12 protein-coding genes and 1 tRNA gene are annotated in these 16,580 nt (G+C 46.5%); 6 read left to right on the forward strand and 7 right to left on the reverse strand.

Features of this window, described 5'->3' with window-relative positions:
• Positions 1-41: 41 nt before the first annotated feature.
• Together tsaB and yoaA are read right to left on the reverse strand one after the other, a co-directional pair.
• Positions 42-761: a tRNA (adenosine(37)-N6)-threonylcarbamoyltransferase complex dimerization subunit type 1 TsaB gene (gene tsaB, locus BN3349_RS06045; protein ID WP_180334839.1), complete on the reverse strand. Its 720-nt coding sequence runs from the start codon at positions 759-761 to the stop codon at positions 42-44.
• Entirely contained in the window at positions 761-2,689 is a 1,929-nt protein-coding gene (gene yoaA / locus BN3349_RS06050) for a DNA repair helicase YoaA (protein WP_040976436.1), read from the reverse strand. Before yoaA ends, tsaB begins: the two co-directional genes overlap by 1 nt.
• Before the next feature lie 87 nt (positions 2,690-2,776).
• Between yoaA and BN3349_RS06055 the strand changes: the two genes are divergently transcribed.
• The gene (locus BN3349_RS06055; protein WP_040976437.1) at positions 2,777-3,607 is read left to right on the forward strand and encodes a D-hexose-6-phosphate mutarotase; all 831 of its coding nucleotides are present in this window, start codon (positions 2,777-2,779) and stop codon (positions 3,605-3,607) included.
• A gap of 29 nt (positions 3,608-3,636) precedes the next feature.
• Here the strand turns inward: BN3349_RS06055 and BN3349_RS06060 are convergent, their stop codons facing one another.
• Both BN3349_RS06060 and BN3349_RS06065 read right to left on the reverse strand, forming a co-directional pair.
• On the reverse strand, positions 3,637-4,599 hold the full coding sequence (locus BN3349_RS06060) for an AEC family transporter (RefSeq protein WP_040976438.1): 963 nt from the start codon (positions 4,597-4,599) through the stop codon (positions 3,637-3,639).
• A 74-nt stretch (positions 4,600-4,673) separates the two neighbouring features.
• Positions 4,674-5,285, reverse strand: coding sequence for a riboflavin synthase (locus BN3349_RS06065; protein WP_040976439.1), 612 nt, complete (start codon positions 5,283-5,285; stop codon positions 4,674-4,676).
• A gap of 67 nt (positions 5,286-5,352) precedes the next feature.
• Here BN3349_RS06065 and BN3349_RS06070 point away from each other — a divergent pair, with 67 nt between their 5' ends.
• From BN3349_RS06070 to BN3349_RS06080, 3 genes are all read left to right on the forward strand, one after another.
• The gene (locus BN3349_RS06070) at positions 5,353-6,747 is read left to right on the forward strand and encodes an MATE family efflux transporter (protein ID WP_040976440.1); all 1,395 of its coding nucleotides are present in this window, start codon (positions 5,353-5,355) and stop codon (positions 6,745-6,747) included.
• A gap of 98 nt (positions 6,748-6,845) precedes the next feature.
• Positions 6,846-9,005: a TonB-dependent receptor gene (locus BN3349_RS06075; RefSeq protein WP_040976441.1), complete on the forward strand. Its 2,160-nt coding sequence runs from the start codon at positions 6,846-6,848 to the stop codon at positions 9,003-9,005.
• Between the two features lie 63 nt (positions 9,006-9,068).
• The gene (locus BN3349_RS06080) at positions 9,069-10,820 is read left to right on the forward strand and encodes an ABC transporter ATP-binding protein/permease (RefSeq protein ID WP_040976442.1); all 1,752 of its coding nucleotides are present in this window, start codon (positions 9,069-9,071) and stop codon (positions 10,818-10,820) included.
• 121 nt (positions 10,821-10,941) lie between these two features.
• Here BN3349_RS06080 and pyk read toward each other — a convergent pair whose 3' ends face one another.
• Entirely contained in the window at positions 10,942-12,381 is a 1,440-nt protein-coding gene (pyk, locus tag BN3349_RS06085; RefSeq protein WP_082024883.1) for a pyruvate kinase, read from the reverse strand.
• A 243-nt stretch (positions 12,382-12,624) separates the two neighbouring features.
• Here pyk and BN3349_RS06090 point away from each other — a divergent pair.
• Positions 12,625-12,701 (forward strand) — tRNA-Val (locus BN3349_RS06090).
• Positions 12,702-12,901: 200 nt separating this feature from the next.
• Here the strand turns inward: BN3349_RS06090 and selD are convergent.
• Positions 12,902-14,044, reverse strand: coding sequence for a selenide, water dikinase SelD (gene selD, locus BN3349_RS06095; protein ID WP_442412730.1), 1,143 nt, complete (start codon positions 14,042-14,044; stop codon positions 12,902-12,904).
• 159 nt (positions 14,045-14,203) lie between these two features.
• Between selD and gntR the strand changes: the two genes are divergently transcribed.
• Entirely contained in the window at positions 14,204-15,202 is a 999-nt protein-coding gene (gene gntR, locus BN3349_RS06100; RefSeq protein WP_040976444.1) for a gluconate operon transcriptional repressor GntR, read from the forward strand.
• Positions 15,203-15,244: 42 nt separating this feature from the next.
• Here gntR and nhaA read toward each other — a convergent pair whose 3' ends face one another.
• Positions 15,245-16,441, reverse strand: a complete 1,197-nt coding sequence (gene nhaA, locus BN3349_RS06105) for a Na+/H+ antiporter NhaA (RefSeq protein ID WP_040976445.1) — start codon at positions 16,439-16,441, stop codon at positions 15,245-15,247.
• Positions 16,442-16,580: the final 139 nt, after the last annotated feature.

The raw sequence follows: 16,580 nt of genomic DNA on the forward strand, positions 1-16,580 counted from the left end.
TTATGTACGCTCACTCAATGATTTACGGCGGGCCTCGTCGATTATTCTCGTCCCGGCAATTTTTGCCAAGTGACTTCATTTCGCAAATAAACCGGTTCGATTTCCACCGCACTTATCCATTGCCGCTGGTGATACAGCGGCAACGCCAATGACAACATATATTGCGCCGAAGGCAGTTCAATCGCGGTATTGCGTATCAACCCTGCTGACGCAAACTCCGGGTAAGCGTTCCAGCCGGTGCCGACTCTTGCCTGCTCGCCACTGAAATCGGCTGTCAGTTCAAGCACCTGCTGCGGACGGCATACCTGTTCGCTGATAACGGGTTGCCACTGAATAAACTCGCCACAATCCGACCGCACTTTTGCAGCCGCAAGATAGCTGAAATATACCTCGTTCATTCTGGCATCAATGGCACATAACACCTGCGTCGCACCGTATTGTTCATTTGCCTGCTGGGCCATTGCCGTCAGATTAGAGATCGGAATTACCGGTAGATCCGCGCCCAACGCTAACCCCTGTGCAATGCCGGCACCAATTCGTACGCCGGTAAAACTGCCCGGTCCACGTCCAAACACTAAAGCATCCACCTGCGACAAGCCAATTCCCGCCTGTGCCAGAATGGCATCAATCATCGGCAAAATCCGTTTGGTGTGGGAACGCTGCGCTAATTCGTCAGCGGCGATTTTTTCACCTTGATGTAACAATGCCACCGAACAGGCTTCCGTTGAAGTGTCTAAAGCTAATAACGTTGTCATGCTTATTATCCGTGTTGAATATGAGTTAAAAATTGTACCACTTTGTTTAAATCCCGGGTGCGTTTTGCATTTGGCAGGCTTTTTAAAAAAATTTCGCCGTAAGGACGCATCACCAGACGGCTGTCGCAAATAATCACCGCACCGCGATCGGTGACATCACGAATCAGACGCCCCACGCCTTGTTTCAGCGCAATCACCGCCGCCGGGATCTGAATATCGTTAAACGGCTCGCCGCCTTGCAGACGACAATCCTCAATGCGTGCTTTTAATAACGGTTCGTCCGGCGCGGTAAACGGGAGTTTATCAATAATTACCAGCGACAATGCCTCGCCGCGCACATCCACGCCCTCCCAAAAGCTAGAGGTGGCAACCAACACCGTGCGCTGTCCGCGACTAAATTGTTCCAGCAACTTGCTTTTTGCCGTTTCGCCTTGCAGCAACACCGTCAATTCGCTATTGGCACGAAAATATGCCGCCAGCTCGCGCATCATGGCATACGAGGTGCAGAGCACAAAACAGCGCCCATTATTGCCCTCAATCACCGGCAACAGCATACCGCCCAGCGTTGCGGAAGTGCGGTATTGATTGGTTCCCGGCAAATAACGCGGCACGCAGAATAGCGCCTGCTGGGGATAATTGAACGGACTGGGCAGAATTTTCCGCTCACCGCCGCTAATCCCTAAACGATCGCAAAAATGCGCAAAACTGCCGCCTACTTCCAGCGTTGCGGAGGTAAAAATCCATGCCGCTTCTTTGGTTTTCATCTGTTCGCCGAATTTGTCCGCCACGGTTAATGGTGTGATATGCAAGCCGAAATGTCGTCCCATGGTTTCATACCAGTAACAATAGCCGACAACGGATGTGTCCTGTAGCCGTTTCAACAGAGTTTTCAGCGCACCAATCCGCTCGAAAATACTGTCCAGCGTTTGCGAACGCCCTAATCCCAGTTTGACGACCTGCGAGGTAAAATCCAGCTTTTCCAGCAGCAATTCGACGCCTTTTTTGACCGCACTTTGCGCCAGCAGTTCGCGCCAGTTGCCCCGATGATTTCCCTCACCCAGCAATAAACGGACATCCTGCACCACTTTCAGCAGATTATCCGACGCCACACCAAGCTGCGCCATATCCTTCACTTCAGTGCGATAAACAATATTGATGTCTTTGCATAAATCGAAAAACTGACGCGCCGTCAGCGATTGCCCGAAATACTGACTGGCAATATCCGCCAGCTGATGCGCTTCATCAAAGATAATGACTTCCGCATTCGGGATCAATTCGCCGAAACCGCTTTCTTTCACCGCCATATCGGCAAAAAACAAATGATGATTCACCACCACCAAATCCGCATTCAGTGCTTTTTTCCGCGCAGACGCCACATAACAGTCCGCATAATGAGGACAATCGCTGCCCAAACAGCTTTCAGTCGTGCTGGTTAACTGCGGTAAAATCGGGCTGTCTTCCGCCAACGCTACGCATTCCGCCAAATCGCCGGTGCGGGTTGCGTTATGCCATTTTCTGACTTTAGCCAAATCCGCCAACACGGAACGATCCCCCAACACGCCCTGTGCGATCACTTGTTCCAGTCGTTCTAAACACAGATAATTGGCACGCCCTTTCAATAAGGCGATTTTACCGTTGTAACACAATGCCTGTTTAACGGCGGGTAAATCACGCTCAAATAATTGATCCTGTAAATTTTTGGAGCCGGTGGAAATAATGGTTTTTTTATTTGCCAGCAACGAAGGAACAAGATAAGCGAAAGTTTTTCCGGTGCCGGTTCCCGCTTCCACCACTAAGGTGCTTTTCGCCTCAATGGCGTTGCCCACCGCCGTCGCCATGGCAAGTTGTTCGGCGCGCGGTCGAAAACCTTTGATGTGACGGCTTAGCTCGCCGTCCTCGGAAAATACCTTGCTTATTTGTTCAATCTTCGCCATTATCGTTCGCATACTGCCTTTTTTGGCGCGTATTGTATCAGACTTCGCAAGCTCACTGAATAAAAAAACAGTATAGGAGAAAAGAAAATGCCAACTATTAGCCATATCAAATCCATCACACCCGAACTCAGCCTACAGCAATATAATGAAATTCCCGTGCTTGCGTTAAATCACAAACTCGGCAGCGCATTAATCGCTTTACAGGGCGCACAGCTGTTCAGCTGGAAACCGCGCGGTGTCGCACAGGATGTGTTGTGGTTAAGCGAAATCGAACCATTTACGCTTGGCAATGCCATTCGCGGTGGCGTACCAATTTGCTACCCGTGGTTCGGCACGGCGCAAGCGCCCTCACACGGCTACGCGCGAATTTCGCTCTGGCAGCTCAGTGATTATGCGATTGAAGAGGAAAAAGTGCGGTTGGAATTTTCACTGTTTTCCGCGGATAATCTGATTGAAGCGAAAATTAGCATGCAGTTTGATAGCCACTGCGAACTGACATTCGTCCACTACGGTCAACAACCGGCACAAGTCGCGTTACACAGCTATTTTAATATCGGCGCCATTGAATCGGTTTCTGTCGCCGGTTTACCGACCAGTTGTTTTAATTCTCTGACCCAACAACAAGAAAGCGTACCTTCACCGCGCCAAATTACACAAAATGTGGATTGTATTTATCCCGTCTCCGACCCTGTCACAAATACCATTATGGATCCGGTTTATCAGCGCAATATTGTGATCGAACATCGTTATGCCAGCGACGTTGTTCTTTGGAATCCGTGGCATAAACCCACCGGCGGCATGAGTGCGCAGGGTTATCGCAACATGCTCTGCCTAGAAACCGCCAGAATTCATCAATTAATGTCACAAGGCGAACATTTACGGGTTCGGATAAACGCCTTAGCAGCCCGCGATAGATAACGCCCTGCTAACCGGTTAAAACAATTTTTTCAAATCCAACCAAGCTGACTTAACAGCAAAACTCCGATTGCCGATCCGAACATTGAGCCAAAAGTGGTCAGCGCGATAATATTTGCAACGGTTACGGCGTTTCCGCCCATTCCCCGCACCATGGCATAGGTTGCGGCGGCCAGTGGTGTCGCGGTAATCAGAAATACAATGCCTAAATTCATGCCGTTTAATCCGCAAGCCTTGCCCAGCAGTACCATAAAAACTGGTGCCACAATAATTCGCCCGCAGGTCGCCATCCATGACACACTGGAGGTTTTAAACAGGCTTCTCAGATCAATACTGGCGCCGGTGCAGATCAACGCCAAAGGCAATGTGATATTCACCAGATAGTTGCCGCTGGTCATCAGCGCCTTTGGCAACCGCAGGTTAAGCATGCTTGCCAGTAAACCCAGCAAAATACCGATAATCAACGGGTTTTTCAGCACGCTGAACAGCATATCACGCAGGCTCACTTTGTCGTCAGACAAAGAACGACTCAGCGTAATAACGGCGAAAATATTATATAGAAAAACAGAGACGGCGGTGTAAATCGACGCACCGGCCAACGCCGCATCACCGTAAGCATTAATACAAAAAGCCAACCCTAAGATACCGGCATTGCAGCGATAAACGCCCTGCACAAAGATGCCGCGCTCACGTTTTTCCGCAATAAATTTCGCCGCAAACACTTCGGCAAGAATAAACAACGACAAAGTACCAAACGCCCCGACGCTGAGCAGACGAACCTGCTCTTCAAGATGCGTGATCGGATTGTTATAAATATTGAAAAACAGCAAGACCGGCAATGTAATATTAAAAATGATTTTGCTTGCCTGTTCGCAAAAACGATCATCAATAAAACGGCGCTTACGCAACAACATGCCGAGAAGCAGCATAAACAGAATCGGGAAAGTGACGCCGGCCGAAAACAGCAGCGAAGAGAGAAAATCATTGTGTTGCATAAGCGATTATCTGACTATCAGAAGTTAAAAGTGCGGTGGAAAATTTCATTTTTTTCACCGCACTTTAGAATCAGTTAGGTTCTGACGGATAAATAACGTTCTACCGTATCCACAATGGCTTGTGTTTGCGGATCGATTTCAATATTCACTAAATCGCCCTCCGCACGTTGACCAATTAATGTGCGCTGGAGGGTTTCCGGAATCAGGTTAACACAAAATTGTTGCCCCTGTACATCGCCGATGGTCAGGCTGATACCGTCAACGGCAATAAAACCTTTGGTTAAAATATATTTCATCAACACCGCCTGCGGCAGTTCAAACCAAATTTGCAGATTATTTGGTGAAGGAATGCGCTGTATCACTGTTGCCGTGCAATAAACGTGACCAGATAACACATGCCCGCCGATTTCATCTCCCATGCGCATAGCTCGTTCAATATTGACGAAATCACCGACTTTCAGTTGCCCCAAATTGGTAATGCGCAGAGTTTCCGTCATTAAATCAAAGCTGACTAGATCGCCGTTAATAGCGGTGACGGTCAGGCAAACACCGCTATTTGCTACCGATGCACCGACTTCTAGATTATGTAATAATTCCGGTGGCATTTTTACTGTCTGTGTTCTAAAATTGACCCTTTCAGTAATAGCATGAATTGGTGCTGTTCCTTGTACGATTCCTGTAAACATAATATTCTCTCAGCTCTAAAATTTTTCGCTATTATATACCAAACTCGGATAACAAACTCGGATTTTTATGAAATTTAACGCTATTAAAGCCTATCATTCGGAAGCCAAAAAACTGATTGCCATTGCGATCCCGATCCTGTTTGCGCAAATCGCTCAAAATTCCATGGGACTGGTGGATACCATTATGGCGGGACGTGTCAGTGCCGCCGACATGGCGGCGATTTCTGTCGGCGCGTCCATTTGGTTGCCGCTGGTGTTGTTCGGGCACGGTTTACTGCTGGCGCTGCCGCCGACAATTTCTTATTTGAACGGTTCGGGACAACGTCACAGAATCGCCCATCAAGTACGCCAAGGGCTGTGGATTGTACTGGCAAGTGCTATTCCGCTATGTTTTCTAATCTACAAAAGTGACGTTGTAATCCAACATATGCAAATGGACGAAAAGCTGGCACAAATCACCATGGGCTACTTGCATGCAATGCTGTGGGGACTGCCGGGGTATCTGCTGATGATAACTTTTCGCTGCTTAAGTGACGGTCTGGCAAAAACCAAACCGGCAATGGTGATTACCTTTTTGGGCTTATTGCTGAATATCCCGCTAAACTATATTTTCATTTACGGCAAATTAGGCATACCGGCATTCGGTGCCGTCGGTTGTGGCATTGCCACCGCAATTGTCAACTGGGCAATGTGTATTATGATGATTGCTTACAGTCGGCGCGCCAAAAATCAACGTGATCTGAATATTTTTGCTCAATTGATTGAAAAGCCGGACTTCAATACCTTAACCAAATTATTGCGTCTGGGTGTGCCTATCGCCCTCGCCTTATGCTGTGAAGTGGCGTTATTTGCGCTGGCATCTCTCTTTTTATCGCCGCTCGGCACCAATGTGGTGGCAAGTCACCAAATCGCTTTGAATACCAGTTCTTTCGTGTTTATGTTGCCGATGTCTTTAGGTATGGCGACAACCATTTTGGTCGGACAACGTTTAGGCGAGGGATCGGCACCGCACGCCAAACAGGTGACTTATGCCGCCCTTGGCGTGGGATTGACTATCGCCTTGGTTACTGCATTTATCACCGTATTTTTCCGTACCCATATTGCCTTGATATTCGTAAACGATCCGACAGTTATCAGCATGGCAGGCAATTTGCTGTTACTTGCGGCGCTATATCAGTTTTCCGATACCGTGCAAGTGGTTTCCGGCGGCGCATTACGCGGTTATAAAGATACGCAGGCGATCTTATATATCACCCTTTTCTGCTATTGGGTAGTAGGCATGCCGCTCGGCTATACGCTGGCACGAACCGATCTGATTGTGCAAAATCTTGGCGCCGCAGGGTTTTGGATCGGATTTGTCGTCAGTCTCACTATTGCGGCGGCACTACTGCTGCGGCGTATGCGTAAAATTCAAGCGCTACCGGAGTCGGTTTTATTCGCCAAGCTGGAAAAGTTAAAATAACTCATAATAAATGATAATTATTCCTATTGTTAAAAGAGGCGGTTTTCGCTATAATCGCGCGGATTTTTTACCGTTTCTTTGATCACGATAGGATTTTTATGAAGTTTAAATTAAGCCTAATTTACACCGCACTTTTTGCCGGTGTTTCTTTCGGAACAGCAGCTGAAACCAATCAGCTGTCTAATAATAGTAGTTTAGAACAAATCAACATTGTCACAGAGCTGGAAAAAGCCAAGGCTGCTGACGGTAAACAAAAAGAAGTCGCAAATCTAGGTCTGCTTGGCAACCAGCTTGCCTTTGCCTCACCTATCAACGTGGTGAACTATGATGAGAAAGCGTTTGAAGATCAACAACCGCGTAACGTAGTAGATGCAATTGCCAAAACCGATGCCTCGGTAATGAATTTTGGTGGCGAAACCAATACCTTGCAGGGGGTTTATGTGCGCGGCTTGCAATTAGACGCCCGTCAAATCAGCCTCAACGGTTTAGCCGGCTTATACTCTACTTATAATTCGCCGACTGCTGGAGTCAGTTCTGCTCAATTGATTAAAGGCGCTTCTACGGTCACAAGCGGTATGGATCCTGAAGGCTCGGCTGGCGCGGCAATGAATATTGAAACGAAACGCGCTACCGATGAAGATATTAATAAGATCAGTTTCGGTTGGTTCAGCAATAATCGTTTACAGGAAAGTGTTGATTTCGGTCGTCGTTTCGGTGCAAATAAAGAATGGGGCGTACGTATTAACGGAAAATACCGTGCCGGCGATACTGCACGTGCCGGTTATAACGAACGAGATAAAGAGCTAGCCATCGGCGCAGATTATCGGGGCGCAACGTTACGTGTCGGCATAGATTATATGTACAGCAAGCGTAAAACCAACGGCGGTCGTGCTCGTGTGCAGGATATTCAGCTGTTGAATTTCGCTTTACCATCCGCACCGAACGGTAAAACTAATTTAATCCCGAGCTGGTCCGGTCAAACCACAGAAGATCAAACCATTATGACCACTTTTGAATATGATCTGCCATATAACATGATGTTATCCGGCGGTATCGGTCATATGGAATCAAAATATTACGGTGCTTTCGGTCAGGTGCGAATGGTTGATTCTGCTGGCAATTATAGTATTCGTTCCATGCGCGGCATGGATTATCGCACTCGCACGACCAGCAGCAATCTGAAATTACAGGGTGAATTTGAAATCGCTTCGGTGTTAAATAACTGGAGTATAGCTTTTGACAGCGTTACGCGCTATCGTGATTTTGATCAAACGCCGGTCGTCAACTACGGTACATTAAAAAATGCTTATACCGGATTAACTATTTATAATCCTGTCTTCCCGACTTCGCCAACTTATTCGGGCTTAGTTCAAAGTACTGATGAAAAAATGCAGGCACACAGCCTAGCTTTTGCCGATACGCTGGGTTTGTATGGCAACCAAATCCGTTTAACCCTCGGCGGGCGTTATCAATGGATCAAACAACATGATTATGCAAAAAACATCAAAGCCCATGAAAGTCGTTTCAGTCCAATGGCAACGCTTGCTTATGTGCCTAATCCGAATGTAGTGTTTTATGGAAACTATCTGGAGGATTTAGAACCGGGTGCTATTGACGAAGATACCGGTATAATGGCAAAACCGATTGTCAGCCGCCAAATTGAAGTCGGTGTGCGTAAAAACTGGGGAGAACAATTCACCACCACATTAAGTCTATACCAAATCCGCCGTCCCGGAGTTAATGTGTTAACTGGCGCAGAGCAAGGCAAGGAACGCAACCGTGGTATTGAGTTTAACGCCTACGCCACTTTATTAAACGGTACGTTGCGTCCGAGTTTCGGAATTACCTATAACAAAGGCGAGTTGATTGACTACACCACTTTCGGTACGGCTTATGCAGATCAAGGTACGATTGTAACCGGTGTACAGGTTGCCAGCCCGCGCATTATTTATAAAGGCGCAATTGAATGGGATACGCCATTTGTTCAAAACTTAACGTTAAATGCGGCGATTCAATACTACGGTTCCTCTTATCAGGATTACGCCAAAAAATATAAATTCTCACCGTATACGACTGTAGATATCGGTGCTAAATATGTCATTCACATGACGCAAAAACAGACGCTTACGTTGCGTGGCGCGGTAGAAAATCTATTTAATCAGAATTACTGGCAAGTACAGCGTGGACGTTATGATCGTAGCTTCGCTGTGGTCGGATTACCGCGTACATACTGGTTGAATGTTGAATACTCATTCTAATTTTAAATATTATTCCGGGGCAGTCTCACTGCCCTTTTGTCGTTTTTATAGCGGAATAAACAGATGAACTGGCAAACGGAACTGAATAATAGTTTTTACTGGCTTATCAGCGCGCTTTTTTGGCTAACGCTGTGCTTTTCGCTGACAGCGATAATACTCAAGCAAACGGATTTCGGTCAGAAATTCTGGTTGATCACACAGCCTTGTATCGCCAAAAGCAATAAACTGAAACTTATCGCTTTGGGACTGATTTTGTTTGCGTTGATTTTGCTTGAAGTTCGAATAAGCGTATTAAATACCTTTTTTTACAATGGGTTATACAGCTCATTACAGAACAAAAAAGCCGACGCGTTCTGGTTTTTTGCCAGTATCAACGTGATGTTGGTACTGTTTAAAATTATTCATTCCATTATTAATTATTTTATGCAGCAGGTATTTGAAATCCGCTGGCTGGAAAAACTTAATGCGGAAATGCTGATGCGTTGGCTGGAAAATAAAAATTATTATCGGCTGAAATATATCAAAGCGATTCCGGACAATATCGATCAGCGTATTGAACAAGATGCACGGGAATTTATCTCAAGTACGGTGGAACTGGTACGCGGCGTGATTAACTCGGTGGTGTCAACCATTGAATTTACCTTGATTCTGTGGGGGCTGTCGGGGTTGTTGGTTTTATTCGGTCTGGCAATTCCGAAAGGTGTCGTCTTTTTTATCTATGCTTTTATTATTGCCGCAACCGCATTATCAATCTGGATCGGCTACCCTTTAGTCAAACTGAATTTTAATAAAGAACATTTCAACGGTAACTATCGCTATTCGCTGATTCGAGTGCGCGACAACGCGGAAAGCATCGCCTTTTATGAGGGCGAACAAAAAGAGCGGTCGAATTTAAGCGAGAAATTCAATACGGTCATTCAAAACCGCTGGGCGATTGTGCGTAAAATGTTAGGGCTGGACGGATTTAACACCGGCGTAACGCAAATTGCGATGATCCTACCACTAATGTTACAAGCACCGCGCTTTTTTGCCGGGCAAGTCACTTTGGGCGATATGCATCAAACCGTTCAATCTTTTAATCGCCTGATGCGCGCACTGTCTTTTTTCCGTTTATTTTATGAACAATTCACCCTGTATCAAGCACGCTTAAACCGTCTCGCCGGTTTTATCGGCAAACTGGATGAGCTGGATAATACTCAAGTGCATCAGCCGGTGGAATGTACAAATCGTGTGTCACTGCGCAATTTCGGTATTCGCGATCAAGCAGATAACATTATTCTGGCCAATATCAATATCGAATTACGCAACGGCGATGCATTATTGATTCAGGGTCCTTCCGGTAGTGGCAAAACGACATTGCTAAAAGCCATCGCGGGAATTTACCCTTTCGCTACCATGGGACATGCCGAACGCCCCTGCGGTGCGGAGGCCTTATTTCTGCCGCAGCGACCTTATATGCCACAAGGTACACTGCGTGAAGCCGTTTGTTATCCGCACATCGCTATTCAGCATGATGAATTAGAACAGGCTATGCGGGAATGCCGTTTAGAGAAATATATTCCGGCACTGGATGTTGATAATGACTGGCAAGTTATTTTATCACCGGGCGAACTGCAAAGAGTGGCGTTTATCCGAATTCTATTGAGTAAACCGGATGTAGTATTTTTAGATGAAACGACATCGGCGCTGGACGAACCGACGGAAGAATTACTCTACGCCATGATCAGAAAGCGTTTGCCGCAAATGATTATCCTGAGCATCGGTCATCGCTGCACATTACAGCAATTCCATAACAAACGGCTTGCTCTGTCTTGATATAGGATAAATAACGCCAAATAAAAAAGTGCGGTCGATTTCTTGCCAAAATCCGACCGCACTTTCTAACAAAAAACGGTGAGAATAATTCTCACCGTTTTCGCTCTACCGATAAACGCGATTATTCCACCACTAAAGTGCGGCAGGTATTGGTGCTGCCGGTTGCCAGTTCGTCACCTTGTGTCAACAGAACCAAATCACCGGTTACTAAGAATCCTTTGTTTTTCAACAACTGAATTGCGGCTTTCGCCCCTTCAACCGTGCGACTGACTTCTTCGCTGAAAATCGGTGTGACACCGCGGTAAAGCGCACACAGGTTTAATGTCGCTTCATTACGGGATAAAGCAAAGATCGGTAAACCGGAGCTGATACGCGACATCAATAATGGCGTACGACCGCTGCTGGTCATCGTAATAATTGCCGCCACGCCTTTCATATGGTTTGCCGCAAACATCGCCGACATCGCTACAGATTCTTCAATCGTATCGAATTGTGCGTCCATACGGTGACGAGAAACATTGATGCTTGGCATTTTTTCCGCACCTAAACAGACTTTCGCCATTGCCGCCACAGTTTCTGACGGATATTGACCGGCAGCTGTTTCAGCGGACAGCATAACCGCATCGGTACCGTCCAACACGGCATTGGCAACGTCCATCACTTCCGCACGGGTCGGCATAGGATTGCTGATCATGGATTCCATCATTTGAGTCGCTGTAATCACGACACGATTTAACTGGCGCGAACGACGGATTAATTTTTTCTGTACGCCGACTAATTCCGGATCACCGATTTCCACCCCTAAATCACCACGGGCAACCATAATCACATCGGAAGCTAAAATAATATCGTCCATCGCTTCGCTGGTTGCAACCGCTTCGGCACGTTCAACTTTGGCAACGATTTTTGCATTTAATCCCGCTTCTTTAGCTAATTGGCGGGCATAATTTAAATCTTCGCCGGAACGCGGGAAAGACACCGCCAAATAATCTACGCCGATACGCGCCGCGGTAATAATATCCGCTTTATCTTTTTCTGTCAGCGCATCCGCCGATAAACCACCGCCCAGCTTGTTGATCCCTTTATTATTGGATAAAGGACCACCGACCGTTACTTCGGTAAAGACTTTTGCACCTTCAGTAGATAACACTTTTAACTGCACGCGACCGTCGTCCAATAACAAAATATCACCGGGAACCACATCCTGCGGCAGGGTTTTATAATCCAGACCGACCGCTTCCTGTGTACCTTCGCCTTTCGGTAAATCAGCATCCAACACGAATTTATCGCCGATATTCAAAAAGATTTTTCCGTCTTTAAATGTCGAAACACGGATTTTAGGTCCTTGCAAATCGCCCAGAATGGCAACCGTTTTGCCCAGTTTTTTTGCAATTTCGCGAACACGCTGCGCACGACCGATATGATCATCCGGCGTACCATGTGAGAAATTCATACGCACAACGTTTGCACCGGCCGCAATAATTTTCTCCAAATTATTGCCGCGGTCTGTCGATGGCCCCATAGTACACACGATTTTTGTTCTTCTCAGTCTTCTAGACATTATTTACTCCGTCAATTATTACGATTAATTTAAAACATTCTTTTACCGCTCACAGCATATCTGCGACGGCGAAAAACTGAGGGGTATTATACGCTGAAAACAAAATCAGATCGAGATCACAAATTATAAAAAAATCGTAAAGAAATTGAACAATTGATTAATTTTATGACAAACAAATTCCAAATTAGAAAAAGCCCTTGTATTCACAAAAAAAACGCTATATTATTACCGCACTTTCGCAGGGCGACTATAGCTCAGTTGGTTAGAGCACCACCTTGACATGGTGGGGGTCACTGGTTCGAGTCCAGCTAGTCGCACCATTTTCTTCTCTTGTAATTTTTCATAACTTCTCAAAAATTTTTACAACATCAAGTAATTATAGCGTTTTACAAGTATTCTAGCCGACGTAGCTAAACGTAATGATGCGTTTCTAATGCAGTGATTTATGCTTTTGCGGCTTACCCCGTAACTTACCCTACAAGGGCGCATAGCACGCCCTTGTTGATGTGTGATTAATTGCTCAGAGGATCTGAATCAGGACGTCATCTCCTTGTGGCGCAATCAGTTCGCCGACCTCAAATAAATCAATATGCTGCTGTTGAGCGGCGGCAAACACCGCAGCCTCCGCTTCAGGTTTGACCGCGATAAGTAAACCGCCGGATGTTTGCGGATCACATAAAATGGCTTTTTGCAAATCCGTCATCGGACCGATTTTATCACCGTAGCTGTCAAAATTACGGCTTGTTCCGCCCGGTATGCAGCCTTTTTCAATATAGCGTGGCACGCCGTCCAACGTTTTAATTTTATCGAAATAAACCTTCGCGTTTAAATTCGAGCCTGCACAGATTTCTGACAAATGTCCCAATAAGCCAAAACCGGTCACATCGGTCATTGCGGTTACGCCTTCAATATCGGCAAACTGACTGCCAATACTGTTCATGCGGCACATGACCTTTGTTGCCAATCCCACATGTTCTGCTTTTAGTTTTCCTTTTTTCTCCGCCGTAGTCAGTACACCGATACCTAACGGTTTGGTCAGATAGAGCTTACAACCCGGCTGTGCCGACGCATTCTTTTTCACTTTTTGGGTGTCGATAATGCCAGTGACCGCCAGACCGAAAATCGGTTCCGGCGCATCGATAGAATGCCCGCCGGCAAGGGAAATCCCCGCCTGCTGACAAGCAAAACGACCGCCCTCGACAATCCGTCGGGCGACAGAAGGCGGCAGTAATTTAATCGGGAAACCGAGAATCGCAATTGCCATAATCGGCTTGCCGCCCATGGCGAAAATATCGCTGATGGCATTGGTGGCGGCGATGCGACCGAAATCAAAGGGATCATCCACAATCGGCATAAAGAAATCCGTCGTACTGATAATTCCAATGCCATTGCCGATATCATAAACCGCCGCATCATCCTTGGTTTCGTTGCCGACCAATAAATGAGGATCAGTCAGCTTCTCCATTTCCGAGTGCAATATGGTTTCCAATACTTTCGGCGAAATTTTACAACCGCAGCCCGCACCGTGACTGTATTGTGTCAGCCGGACGGTATGGGCGACAGTTTCCTCCAGTTCGCTTTGAATCTCGTTAAGATGTTGCTGTGACTGTTGTGCTTCCATATTTTCTCCCGCAAGTAATAAAATGACCAGTGGTTTTGGCATTATACGCTTTTACGAATAAAGTGCGGTTAATTTCTGTAAAATTTTTCAGCCGATGGAAACAAGCGGTTTATGCCTGATTTAGTTGCAGTGTCACAAATTTCGCTTTTCTCTTTTTATGAATGAGTTAGAATAAGCCGAAACAGCAACAGTTACGCCTCCATGAATAAACGTAAACGCCCAACCTTACAGCATATTGCCGATCATCTTGGTATTACCAAAATGACCATCAGTCGCTATTTGCGCAATCCCGATTCCGTCGCGCCGGACACCCGGCAAAAAATTGCCGCGGCAATAGAGCGGTTCGGCTACATTCCAAACCGCGCGCCGGATATTCTGTCCAATGCCAAAAGCCGCGCTATCGGCGTGTTACTGCCGTCGTTAACAAATCAGGTTTTCGCCGATGTGCTAAAAGGCATTGAGCTGGTAACGGATAACGCCGGCTATCAGACGATGCTGGCGCATTACGGTTACAGCGAACAAAAAGAAGAACAACGCATCGAAAGTCTGCTTTCCTATAATGTGGACGGGCTGATTTTAGCCGAAAATCACCACAGCAAACGCACCTTGAAAATGCTGGAAGTTGCTAATATTCCTGTGATTGAAATTATGGATTGTAGCAATGTGGGAAATCGGCAGGTCATCGGCTTTGATAATATTGCCGCGGCGCAATCCATGGTCGAAACCATGATTAAACGCGGTCACAACAATGTCGTGTATTTTACCGCTCGCATGGATAAACGAACCAAACTGAAAATGCAGGGCTACGAACAGGCAATGCGTAAACACGGCTTGGAACCGCACAGCCTGATCACCGAACAGCCATCGTCTTTTACGCTGGGCGCCCAGCTGCTGCGCCAAACCTTGCAGCACTACCCCGCGACCGACGGCATATTCTGCACGAATGACGATTTAGCTATCGGCGCTTTATTTGAATGTCAGCGATTGGGCATAAAAATACCGCAGCAAATCGCTATTGCCGGTTTTCACGGACACGATGTAGGACAATCCATGACGCCGCAGCTTGCCACGGTCATCACTCCCAGACTGGACATCGGTAAAACTGCGGCGCAGGAACTGTTAAACCGCCTCAACGGTATTCCACAGCAAAGCAGTATGATCAATTTAGGTTATCAGATACACTTGGGCGACAGCATTTAAACAAGCATAAAAAAAGGGCGACAGTCGGTCGCCCTCAATCCTTTAGCGGCTTTCCAGCTTTTTCAGTGCCGGTATTTTCGGCTTGGTAAAATAACGTAATAAAAAATAACCGATAATCGCCGATGCACCGGAACCCAGCAAAATGCCAAGACGGGCGAAGGTATTCAATTCGCTGTTGCTGCTGCCGAAGGCAAGACCGGACAAAAACATCGACATGGTAAAACCGATACCGCACAGAACCGAAACGGCAAATACCTGTTTAAAGTTAATGCCCTCGGATAATCTGGCAATCCCCAATTTCACTCCGAAATAACTGAATAAAAAGACGCCCAGCGGTTTACCCAGCAAGAGCCCTAAGGTTACGCCTAATGTTAACGGCGAGGTCAATGTTTCCCAGCCCATGCCCGATAAAGATACGCCGGCATTGGAAAAGGCAAACAGCGGCAGAATAAAAAACGAACACCACGGTGCCAGAGCATGTTCCATATCATGTAGCACTTTACGTCCGCGTTTGCCTTTCAGCGGCACACAGAAACCGATAATGACGCCGGCAAGCGTGGCATGCACGCCGGATTTTAATACCGATACCCATAAAATCAGCCCGACAATCGCATAAGCGCCTAAATTCGAGACTTTAAACCGGTTTAACAAAATCAAGCCAATAATTGCGATAGTCGCCAGCACTAACGCTTGGGTACTCAAATCATGGGAGAAAAATAAAGCGATAACGACAATGGCGCCCAAGTCATCGATAATCGCCAATGCCAGTAAAAAGATTTTCAGCGCAAAAGGAACTCGGTTACCCAACAGCGCCAATACGCCCAGTGCAAACGCGATGTCCGTTGCCATAGGAATTGCCCAGCCGTCCTGATATGCCGGAGAGTCCTGATTAATCAACCAGTAAACCAAAGCGGGAACCACCATCCCGCCCACTGCGCCGATAGCCGGAAAGATGGCTTTTTGATAACTGGAAATCGCGCCGATCAGCAGTTCACGTTTAACTTCCAAACCGACCAGAATAAAAAACACCGCCATAAACCCGTCATTCACCCACATTAACAACGGTTTATTAATTTCAACAAGCGATCCGAATTGCACCACTACCGGCGCATCAAGAAAATCAAAATAGAAGTGACTTAGCGGCGTGTTTGCCAACAGAATGGCAAATGCGGCGAAAAACAACAGCATAATGCCGCTGGACGACTCAAGTTTCATAAAATACTTAATATATTGAACCATTTACTCTCCTAACCAAAATAATAAAAAACATATATTCTTTTAACATAAACATTAAATTTCGGTCAACAAAAATCGGGATTATTTATTCTGAAATAAAAAGTGCGGTCGATTTCTTTTAAAAATCCGACCGCACTTTCGC

Source organism: Necropsobacter massiliensis, from assembly GCF_000827595.2.
GTDB classification, from domain to species: Bacteria; Pseudomonadota; Gammaproteobacteria; order Enterobacterales; family Pasteurellaceae; genus Necropsobacter; species Necropsobacter massiliensis.